Here is a 10275-nt window from a genome sequence, read left to right as displayed (position 1 = left end):
CAGCCTGGCATCTTCTTTTTCAAAGATCATTTTGTTTCATTACAGGAATGCTCATATTTATAAATTCTCTTTCAACATCGCTGAATTTATCAAGACTTTTTTCGAGGAAATCCCTATTCTCAATTCTTTCGAAGGTGGTATCCTCATCGCCGATAACTTCATGAAGCTCCAGCTCGTCATTGGCATACACATTCTGATTGAAGGACTGGACATTATAAGCGTTGTAGGATTCAATAATTTCAACAACAGTTTCTTCGCTGACATTTAAATATTTTGCAAGCTCATCTATCCTAGGAGGCCTCTGTAATTCCTGGGTCAAAAAATCCCTGGCCTGGTTAATTTTCTGATAAACCTCATATATTCTTCTGGGAACCCTGATAACGGAACCTTTGTCCCTGAAGTATCTCTTTATTTCGCCAATAATAGTAGGTGTTGCAAAGCTAATAAACTTAACGCCCTTGTCGGGTTCGAATCTTTCAACTGCTTTAATTAAAGCAATAGAAGCCACTTGATAAATATCTTCATAATCAATGCCTCTATTTAAAAATTTTTTTGCAAGTATTTCAGCAAGATAAAGATATTTACCGACAATCTTATTTCTTATTTCAACACTTTTTGTCTCTTTATATATTTTAAACAACTCATCGTTGTCATTGACAGCATTGTTATTGTTTACTGTATCGTCCATCATGACTATCTATTCCCCTCAAGTACTTTTGACATGGATATTATCCTGTTTGATTTATCACACAGTACCACACTGTCCATCAATGCAGTTATTATGCTTATTGCCAGACCGTCTTTTTCCTCGTCGAATATACACTTTATAGACGGATCATCGCAAACATAAACAACATTTAAGGCATTCTCGGTAATATCATATACAATAGTGTAATTATCCGCTGTTTTACTGCCTATGCTGACTATTTTACTGCAAACCTCAGATATGGCAACTTTTATGTCCTCTATGGTTTCAATGTCAAATCCAATTCGATTGCACACGCCTGAAGCAACCAATCTCGCAACACTGACATATTCTGCTTTAAACGGCAGAGTGAGCTCAATTTTGTCAGAAACAGAATTCATTTTTTCACCTCACTATTCAATAACAAAAACTTTATCCAACCCGGTTATAATAAACAGCTTTTTAATATTGTCCTTAAGGCTGGTTATGACAATCTTTTTCCCATACTGTTTGGTTTTCTTGAGAGCACCTACAAAAATACCTAGACCCGTGCTGTCAATATAGTTTAGCTCCTTACAATCTATTATCAAATCAGTTTGATTGTTGTCAACTATGCTGTAAAGCTTCTCTTTAAGCTCTTGAGAAGTATAAATATCCACCTCGCCAAACAAACTTAATTTAACTGAATCATCGAGTTTTTCCTCAACAAACTTCAAACCCTCTGACATAAAAAAATTCCTCCTTCCTTAATATCTGTAGCATCAATCGGCCTAATGTCCAACATATACTATAATATTATACACTCTATATTATATATATAGCAACTTTATAGCAACCTTGCAAAGAACACTTCGCCAAGGCACAGAAATAATAAATAAAATAACAGCTTACATTTAATGTAAACTGTTATTTCTAATATACTTATTTAAAGTATATATTATTCCAAATTAATATTACAAGATATATAAGATTACTTATTGATTTCTAAAATCTTAAACTTGATAACACCGTCAGGCACCATAACTTCAACAACACTTCCTTGCTTTTGCCCGATAAGAGCCTTCCCCACCGGAGACTCGTTGGAAATTTTGTATTGTGAGGGGTCAGCTTCAGTAGAACCAACTATATAATACTCAACTTCTTCGTCAAATTCCATATCCAAAACCTTAACTTTAGAACCTATACCCACAACATCAGTTTTTATATCATCCTCATCTATAACTTTGGCATTTTTCAGCATATTCTCCAACTGAAATATTCTTCCTTCAATATAAGCCTGTTCGTTCTTTGCCTCATCATACTCGGAATTTTCAGATATATCACCAAATGAAAGAGCTTGCTTAATTCTCTCAGCTACCTCTCTTCTCTTCACAGTCTTTAAGTTCTCCAGTTCTTGTTCCAACTTTTGCAATCCTTCATAGGTTAGAACAACTTCTTTATTTACCATTTGAAGCCTCTCCTTTACTTTGAATTTCGTGTTGATAATATATGCATTTCCTTCTTATTTATTCTAAAATTGATATTCTTGAAATACAATCCGCACCGAAATGGTATAACAGCACTTTAAGCTATGCCATGGAACCACGAACATAAAAAATTACTTCTATCAATAGTACAAACGAAATGGAACCAGTATAATTAGATTCGTCAATATTATAAATCACTGCACTTGCAATAAACTCATAAACACGATTTATTTTAATCAATTTTTATTCATTATAGACCACTGAACCAATGTTGTCAATAACCTGCCAGCAAAAAAAGTTTTTTATAATGCAAATTATACAAAAACTGGAACAAGGCTAAATCCGTCGCTTTCAAATTGCCTTTCAAGCTCTTCTATTACAGAATAATCGACATTATCGCAAGTTGTGCATGTTCCAATTTTGAGCTTGTTTAGTAAAATAATTTCCGCCAGCTCCAGTCTTTTATAAAATTTATAAATGTCCTTTCCCATCATTTCTTCAAATCTTTTCGGCAAAATAATATCAACATCATTAATTATTGTACCGGAAAACTTTATCTTATCAGTGTTGATACTTCCATAATTTATAACGGATGCATCGGATTTTATCTTCTTGGTAAGATTAAAATTGCATAAATCAGTAAGATTCACTACTACTTGTGCATCTTCCATACCGCTAATTACATTATCCGTTACCCTGACTGCCAATCCCGTCTCTTCAAAAATATCGTCAGCAATTTTTTCAATTAACTCCTTCTCGTGAGTTATTATCGTCAAAAACTTTGAAATAGTTGATAAAATCTTCATATATAAATACAAAATATTTTGTTCGTTTCCATGTAAAATTGCAACACCAAGTTCCCTTATATCTTTACCCTTTTTCTCCGAAATCATCTTTAAAATATTTACCAGTAATGCTTTATAAAGAAAATGCCCCAAGAAAGGATTTCTAATACACAGGCCAATATCCGGTACATCGGGCAGATTAGCAGGAAAAAAGCACCTTTCAATGGAATAATCCGAACACAGCTTCTTTATAATTTTTTTAAGCCTTCGCATTTTAAAACGGCTCGGTTTTTTAAGTTCGCTCACCCTATAGGGAAGTCTTATTATAAAAATATTAAGTTCGTCGTAAAGCTCTGCTTTTTTTACTGCATCATCGGAAAGCTTTGAACTTACAAGCCTTTTTATTATAGCTAATATATTTTTAAACAAATTCCTTTTATTATCATCCCTCTCGTCACAGAACAGTATCAAACCTATATTGCTCATTTGAATATCCCTTGCCTTTTTTATACAAGTTTTAATACCATCCTATTTGAGACAATGACCAAATATTCGTGATATTTCATATAATTAAGGAAATTTATATTGATTGTTTCGGTTTTGATTCAACCATTCTTGATAGCTTTCTATCTCCTTGAGATTTTTGTTCAACACATCCCAAATATCCTCGGATACAAAATAAATGCTCCACGCGCATGTACCCGCAAGCCTGTATTTGTGCACCAGGGATGACTTCAAATTAATCGAGTTGGCATCCTCAAGCCAAAGTTTATAATTTGCGTTGTCTTTGGTATATTCGGCATAAAACTGTCCGCTTTCCTCATCCCATTCAACCTTTGCATTGTTCTCGATAATAATGTTTTTTGCCTGCTTCATCGTAAGGGCACTGCTGGTCAACTTCTTTTTGCCGGATTCATCAGTTGTCTCTTTCCACAGCCGGGTATAAAAAGGAATTCCCAAGAGCAGCTTTTCCCTTGGCACTCCTTCCTGTTCAAGAACCCTTTTTACTATTTTCTCCTGCCAGCTCACCTGTGCTACCGAACCTGCTACAGGGCTTGTGCTCCAGTGCTGGTCGTAGGACATATACATTATATAGTCCACAGCCTCACTCAATGCCTTTTTATCGTAACATTTTATATCATTCACATCCACAGATACCACAAGACCCTGTTCTCTCAGCAGAGGAGAAATTTCTCTGACAAACTGTGTAAAAACGTCTCTATCCGAATTATGCAAATTTTCAAAGTCAATATTAATGCCGTCAAGCTTGTACAATGCCGCATAAGCCAGTATTTCCTTGATCAGGTTGTCCCTTGCATCGGTATTGTTTAAAAATTTGCTTGTCATTTCAGTGTCGGTAAAGTCATTACTTAAAAGGGCCCATACTTGATAACCTTTGCTATGGGCCCAATCAACATACTTTGAATATGCCCTGTTGATTAACTCTCCATTTGCATTTTTCACCTGAAACCACGTAGGGGAAATGACATCAAGCCCTTTCATTTCCCCTAAAGCCGAGTGTTCTTCCCTTCTTGAATATATCATATCCCACGCAAGATTTATCTTTCCCTTCGGAGGTGTCCACGCAGGCTGCAGAGCCTTTTGATTCGAAATCTCCTCCACAATCATTCTCTTTACAACCACAAAGCGTTTTTCGATATATCCGATGGCACCGTCCCAAGTTCTGACCTTGTACCACTTGTCATATTCTTCAAATATCCTAAGAGTATTTTTCGAAGTATCTCCGGAGGATAAATCAAATTTTCTGATAATTGGCTCACGTATGGAGCGTCCCTTTCTCACAACGGCTTCGGGATCAATCGGCTCGGCTATCTGCTTTATGCTGTTTTTATAGTCAATAACAACGACATTGCTTTCTTCGATGTACGATACCTCAATACCGTAGAATTCAGCCAAAAACTCTATAGGTATATATACTACATTATTTTCCACAGTAACGGGAATATTAAGGGTTATCGGTTCGTTATTTACAATTGCGTCAAGTTTGTCCGTCTTCATCCTTATTACTCTGTCCTTTGTGGTTATGGTGACCTTCCCCAAAGCCTCGTCCCAGAAAATATGAGGATCAAAATGCTCTTTAACAATGTCGAAAGGAAGAAGTATTTCACCTTCCAACAGCTTCGGGCCGTTCTTCGAAGCTATTTGCTCCCCCTCCACCATCAGGATCAATTCTCCTTCTGCAAACGCAGGAACCACATTGTCATTGGGCTTAAGATAAAGGTTATACCCCACCAGCAAGATAGACGCCAAAACAGCAAAAAAAAGCACAATCACTAAGCAACCTATAACTTTCTTTTTCATTTTGTTCCCCCGTAATCACAAAATAATTATTTATATAACATTATACAACAAAATTATCAATCGGACACTAAATAAAAAAAGGAAGTCTAGTTTAACCTCCTTTTTCATCGTCAATACTCGATTATTTATTTAGGCTATTCGAGCACCTTTCCGGGTATCATTATCTTAATGGATTTCAACATCTTTTCATTGGGCTCAAAAAAAACCAAAACTCTCTTCGATTCTTTACTATCCTCATCATCACTTCTTTTTTTTGCAACAAAACAATAAACGTCCTCCGAATCTAAAGAGCTTGCAGCCATTATCCTGTCTTCTATTTCTTCAAGGTAGCGGCTCAGCTTCTCGGAATCTGCTTTGGCGAAAATTTCAAGCTCTCTACAGTTTACATTTATGAGGTTTTTTCTTGCTTTCTTGTTGGTTATTTTGTCGATATCAATTTCTCCGTTGGTGAACGCATATTCAAATTCCACTTTCCTTGAAGAGATTATCAAATAAGTTAAATACGCAATTCCCACACACAAAAACAATGAAACTCCGTAAGGCCCTAAAAAAAATATTATTGCGCCTATCAAAACGACAGCTAAGGTTATTGTGCCCCTGATAATTAGAATATCGTTGCTGTCCATCTTTTTCTTTACTATTTTTTCCACAAATATATCCACTTTTATCCTCCCAGAGAATATAAAATAATAAAATTAGAGGTACTTTATAATTCTATCTTCGAATTCGTTATAAATCAATGGCTTGAACAAAATTTCATCTTCGCCTGCAAGGCTTATAAGTATATCTTCCTCCATAAGTTCTATGGGAAGAACAAGCTGAACATTCATATCGGAAAAATCCGTTTTTATGTTTTTTACCGTATCGATAACTTCATCATTCAATGTGTTTGTATCAATTATTACCAGCTTGGGTTTTTCCTCTGTAAGATAGTCAAAGTAGAACTTAAAATTATTTATTACGTCAAAATTCTCTGCTCCAAGCTTTACAAGGGATTCTCTGATATCATAGCTTTCATCGATATCGGAACTGAAAATAACAATTTTTGTATCAAACCTCATGTCGGAAGTTCTCTTGTATTCTCTAAGGGTACTCAAGGAACTTAGATACTTCTCTTCAAGCTTTGATATCTCGGCATTTAAAATACCTTTATCTTCCCCGCTTATGTCAATAAACTGTGCTCCATAGCCAAATTCACCATTTCCAAGCTCCGTAGCCCTTAATATCTTTGCAGATGCAATAACTTCTTTTGCGGAGTCGAAAATCAGTTTGATGTCAATTGTACTGTTAAAATCCAATTTCGTATCGGAAATAAACATTGCTCCGCCTTTGCTGATGTTTTTAATTGCAGCATCCTTCCATAAAGCTTCGCATTTTTGAGGTTGACTTCCGCTTTCCCTTTCTTTTATTTGGGATTTCATATCAACATCAAATCTTATATGTTTTCTTAAGTTGTAGTATTTTTTTGCTTCAGTATATTTTATCGTCACTGTCACCGGAGCATCGGTACTTTTGCTGTCAATATGACCGTTTACAATGTATTCATAGCCCTTTCGTTGAAATTTTATAACTGCTCTGCTGCCGGCATGGTCAATTAAAGCAGTTTTTGAAGCATCAACCAAAACATCGACTTGGTCTTCACTGGCATATAGTATCGGTAAGACCGTCCATACATCATCGTTTTCAAATCTTACACGCACAAGATTGGTATATTGCATGATACCGAATAATTCTTCTTTGCTTACGGAAATAACACTCATAATTAATCTCCTTTTTATAGAAAAAATGATTTGAGTGTAGAACATAGAATATGACTCGAACTGAATTGCCTATATTATATATTTTATAACTTTTGTGAAACAAGTTCAATATCTTGTAAATATTAACCAGTGTTTCGTGAATTTTGTAATGTATATGCCATAAAAAATATATTAATAAAGAGAGACCCTACTAAAGGATCTCTCTTTGTTATTGACATGGTTCAAATTAGTACATTCCGCCCATGCCGCCGCCCATTGCTGCAGCTCCGCCAGCCGGTTCTTTTTCTGGAATATCGGTAACAACACTTTCGGTAGTGAGTACCATCGAAGCAACAGATGCAGCGTTTTGAAGAGCTGATCTTGTTACTTTTGCCGGGTCAACTATTCCCGTTTCAATCATGTTAACGTATTTTTCATTAAATGCGTCAAATCCAACGCCAGCTTCGCTAGCTTTAACTTTTTCAACAATTACAGAACCTTCAAGACCTGCATTTTCAGCAATTTGTCTAACCGGCTCTTCCAAAGCTCTCAGAATTATCTGTACGCCGGTCTTTTCGTCTCCGGATACAGTTTCGAGAACTTTTGCAACTTTTGGAATAACATTTATCAAAGCTGTTCCTCCACCTGCTACTATTCCCTCTTCAACAGCAGCTTTTGTAGCAGCAAGAGCATCTTCGATTCTCAATTTCTTTTCCTTCATTTCTGTTTCAGTTGCAGCACCAACCTGAATTACAGCTACGCCGCCGGAAAGCTTTGCAAGCCTTTCTTGAAGTTTTTCTCTGTCAAAGTCGGATGTAGTCTCTTCGATTTGAGACTTGATTGATGCAATTCTCTTTTGAATTTCGCTTGGGTCACCTGCACCGTCAACGATAATTGTGTTTTCTTTCTGAACTTTAACCTGTCTTGCTCTACCGAGCTGTTCAACAGTAGTGTCTTTAAGTTCAAGACCGAGGTCTGATGTGATAACCTGGCCGCCGGTAAGGATTGCTATATCCTCGAGCATAGCTTTTCTTCTGTCACCAAAGCCAGGTGCCTTAACAGCAACACATGTAAATGTTCCTCTTAATTTATTTACAAGAAGTGTTGCAAGAGCTTCGCCTTCAACATCCTCAGCAATGATAACCAGTTTCTTGCCCTGCTGAACTACTTGTTCAAGCAATGGGAGAATGTCCTGTATGTTGCTTATCTTTTTGTCTGTGATGAGGATGTAAGGTTCGTCAAGAACAGCTTCCATCTTTTCAGTATCAGTAACCATGTATGGTGATACATAACCTCTGTCAAACTGCATACCTTCAACTATTTCGAGGTTTGTACCCATTGTCTTTGATTCTTCAACAGTGATAACACCGTCGTTTGTAACCTTTTCCATAGCATCGGCTATCAATTCACCAATAACTTCGTCATTGGCGGAAATTGAAGCAACTCTTGCTATGTCCTCTTTTCCTTTAACCTTCTGGCTGATTTCCTTAATACCTTCAACTGCTGCGTCAACTGCCTTTGCTATACCTCTCTTAAGAAGCATTGGGTTTGCACCTGCAGCAACGTTTTTGAGTCCTTCTCTGATTATAGCTTGTGCAAGAAGTGTTGCTGTAGTTGTACCGTCTCCGGCAACATCGTTGGTCTTTGTAGCAACTTCTTTTACAAGCTGTGCACCCATGTTTTCAAACGGATCTTCAAGCTCGATTTCTTTAGCAATGGTTACACCATCGTTTGTAATAATCGGCGAACCGAATTTCTTGTCAAGTACAACGTTTCTTCCCTTAGGTCCAAGGGTAACTTTTACTGTGTCCGCTAACTGATTAACGCCTCTTTCCATCGCTCTTCTAGCGTCTTCACCAAATTTTATTTGCTTTGCCATATCATTAACCTCCTTAGGAATACTTTTTCTAATTGAATTGAACCGGTGATCAGAAACTGCTATTATTCAACTACCGCCAAAATATCGTTTTGCTTGAGGATTGTATATTCTTGCCCGTCAAATTTTACTTCTGTTCCGGCGTATTTGCTTATAATAACCCTGTCTCCAACTTTTACTTCCATCTTAACTTCTTTTCCGTCTACCACTGTGCCGGGTCCTACTGCTACAACTTCAGCTATTTGAGGCTTTTCCTTTGCTGAACCCGGTAAAACAATACCGCTCTTTGTAGTCTCTTCAGTTTCTACCATTTTAACAACTACCCTGTCTGCTAATGGTCTAATATTCATATTAGTACCTCCTCTTTCGATTTTTTATTTAAACTTGATCTATGTATTCATTTATTAGCACTCACCTAAGGTGAGTGCTAATCACAAATATAATATTATTATATTACCCATTTTGTTATCAAACATACATTTTTCCTAAATTTTATCGTTTTACGGGGATAGGAGCCGATTGTCGATAAATACATTCCGAATTCATTAATTTACTCAATTTTTCGCCGGAAATAAACTTCATGTATCGGTATTTAACCCTTGTTTTACTTGAGCGGGCAAAAGTGCCTTAAACAAATTTTGGGAACCAATATTAATAAACTTGACGGGCCCAATCTCGGCAAAGGATTTTTTTACCCTCTTCATTCCCAAGCCGGACTTCATAAATCTCCTTTTGGGATCCAAAGTCACAAGCCTTTGATACAGCCACGGATTTCGCCTGTCGGGATTACTTTCTCTCGAGAAACTGTAGACGCTGTTGTTGGCAATAAGGGCCCCCGGATTGCTGACCTTAATATTCTTGTCTGTCACCGTTATTACAATCCCTTTTTTCACATCCAAATAATCCCTGTGGGCTAGGGCATTGGCAATTACCTCTTCTAAAGCATCAAAGGGATATCCTTCTACCTTTATTATACTTCTCATGTAGTCGGATACATCATCGAGCATTTTTAAAATGTTCCCGAAAAACATCCGGGTCTCTCCATTGTAAACGACTTTTATATAAACATGGGGAAGATACAAGGAAGGATTTTTCCCAAAAAGCAGCAATCCCCCTATGGTCGGACGGTATCCTTCTGCCTCGGACTTTTGCCCGATTATACCTAATGCCTCAAGAATAAGCTCACTGGGATTGTCGCTCACGACATTCAGTGTTTTAAAATAGTCTCTGATAAGCCCGAAGTCCAGCTCCTCCATGCCAACATTCTTTAATATCACCGTCTCATAGGTCATAAGACCGTTTTCCTGAAACAGATTTGCAATTTCGCCGCGTCTTGCTATATCTGTGGTTGTATAATGCCCCCCATTGTCAAGACAATTTTTCAGCTTTTCTAAGTTAGATT

Annotated in this window: 11 protein-coding genes; all 11 read right to left on the bottom strand. The window is 36.9% G+C overall.

Going from position 1 to position 10275, the window contains the following annotated elements:
* Window positions 1–19: 19 nt before the first annotated feature.
* A complete protein-coding gene (locus PLH43_RS11630) occupies window positions 20–691 on the bottom strand; it encodes a sigma-70 family RNA polymerase sigma factor (protein ID WP_324363279.1) in 672 nt (223 codons plus the stop codon).
* Window positions 692–693: 2 nt separating this feature from the next.
* The gene (locus PLH43_RS11625) at window positions 694–1086 is read right to left on the bottom strand and encodes an ATP-binding protein (RefSeq protein ID WP_324363277.1); all 393 of its coding nucleotides are present in this window, start codon (window positions 1084–1086) and stop codon (window positions 694–696) included.
* A gap of 12 nt (window positions 1087–1098) precedes the next feature.
* Complete coding sequence (locus PLH43_RS11620; protein ID WP_324363275.1) at window positions 1099–1413, bottom strand: STAS domain-containing protein; 315 nt, start codon at window positions 1411–1413, stop codon at window positions 1099–1101.
* Window positions 1414–1655: 242 nt separating this feature from the next.
* On the bottom strand, window positions 1656–2132 hold the full coding sequence (gene greA, locus PLH43_RS11615; protein ID WP_324363273.1) for a transcription elongation factor GreA: 477 nt from the start codon (window positions 2130–2132) through the stop codon (window positions 1656–1658).
* A 333-nt stretch (window positions 2133–2465) separates the two neighbouring features.
* On the bottom strand, window positions 2466–3422 hold the full coding sequence (locus tag PLH43_RS11610) for a hypothetical protein (protein ID WP_324363271.1): 957 nt from the start codon (window positions 3420–3422) through the stop codon (window positions 2466–2468).
* A gap of 84 nt (window positions 3423–3506) precedes the next feature.
* Entirely contained in the window at window positions 3507–5258 is a 1752-nt protein-coding gene (locus PLH43_RS11605; RefSeq protein ID WP_324363269.1) for a glycosyl hydrolase family 18 protein, read from the bottom strand.
* A 134-nt stretch (window positions 5259–5392) separates the two neighbouring features.
* Window positions 5393–5920: a DUF6106 family protein gene (locus PLH43_RS11600; RefSeq protein WP_324363267.1), complete on the bottom strand. Its 528-nt coding sequence runs from the start codon at window positions 5918–5920 to the stop codon at window positions 5393–5395.
* A gap of 33 nt (window positions 5921–5953) precedes the next feature.
* The gene (locus PLH43_RS11595) at window positions 5954–7018 is read right to left on the bottom strand and encodes a PilZ domain-containing protein (protein WP_324363265.1); all 1065 of its coding nucleotides are present in this window, start codon (window positions 7016–7018) and stop codon (window positions 5954–5956) included.
* 226 nt (window positions 7019–7244) lie between these two features.
* Window positions 7245–8876 (bottom strand): chaperonin GroEL, encoded by a 1632-nt coding sequence (gene groL, locus PLH43_RS11590; RefSeq protein ID WP_324363263.1) that lies wholly within the window; start codon window positions 8874–8876, stop codon window positions 7245–7247.
* A 62-nt stretch (window positions 8877–8938) separates the two neighbouring features.
* Window positions 8939–9223, bottom strand: coding sequence for a co-chaperone GroES (gene groES, locus PLH43_RS11585; RefSeq protein ID WP_324363261.1), 285 nt, complete (start codon window positions 9221–9223; stop codon window positions 8939–8941).
* 228 nt (window positions 9224–9451) lie between these two features.
* Window positions 9452–10275, bottom strand: an 824-nt coding sequence (locus tag PLH43_RS11580; protein WP_324363259.1) for a transcriptional regulator, incomplete at its 5' end; no start/stop codon positions are given.

The organism is Acetivibrio sp. (assembly GCF_035371925.1).
In the GTDB taxonomy this organism is placed as follows: domain Bacteria; phylum Bacillota; class Clostridia; order Acetivibrionales; family Acetivibrionaceae; genus Hungateiclostridium.
Note: the sequence above shows the minus strand (reverse complement) of the source record. Positions and strands in the feature narration are given on the sequence as shown.

What these genes read in the sequence shown, in the direction of transcription:
- PLH43_RS11630 (WP_324363279.1), bottom strand. Translation starts at nt 691, where the DNA reads ATGATGGACGATACAGTAAACAATAACAATGCTGTCAATGACAACGAT.
- PLH43_RS11625 (WP_324363277.1), bottom strand. Translation starts at nt 1,086, where the DNA reads ATGAATTCTGTTTCTGACAAAATTGAGCTCACTCTGCCGTTTAAAGCA.
- PLH43_RS11620 (WP_324363275.1), bottom strand. Translation starts at nt 1,413, where the DNA reads ATGTCAGAGGGTTTGAAGTTTGTTGAGGAAAAACTCGATGATTCAGTT.
- greA (WP_324363273.1), bottom strand. Translation starts at nt 2,132, where the DNA reads ATGGTAAATAAAGAAGTTGTTCTAACCTATGAAGGATTGCAAAAGTTG.
- PLH43_RS11610 (WP_324363271.1), bottom strand. Translation starts at nt 3,422, where the DNA reads ATGAGCAATATAGGTTTGATACTGTTCTGTGACGAGAGGGATGATAAT.
- PLH43_RS11605 (WP_324363269.1), bottom strand. Translation starts at nt 5,258, where the DNA reads ATGAAAAAGAAAGTTATAGGTTGCTTAGTGATTGTGCTTTTTTTTGCT.
- PLH43_RS11595 (WP_324363265.1), bottom strand. Translation starts at nt 7,018, where the DNA reads ATGAGTGTTATTTCCGTAAGCAAAGAAGAATTATTCGGTATCATGCAA.
- groL (WP_324363263.1), bottom strand. Translation starts at nt 8,876, where the DNA reads ATGGCAAAGCAAATAAAATTTGGTGAAGACGCTAGAAGAGCGATGGAA.
- groES (WP_324363261.1), bottom strand. Translation starts at nt 9,223, where the DNA reads ATGAATATTAGACCATTAGCAGACAGGGTAGTTGTTAAAATGGTAGAA.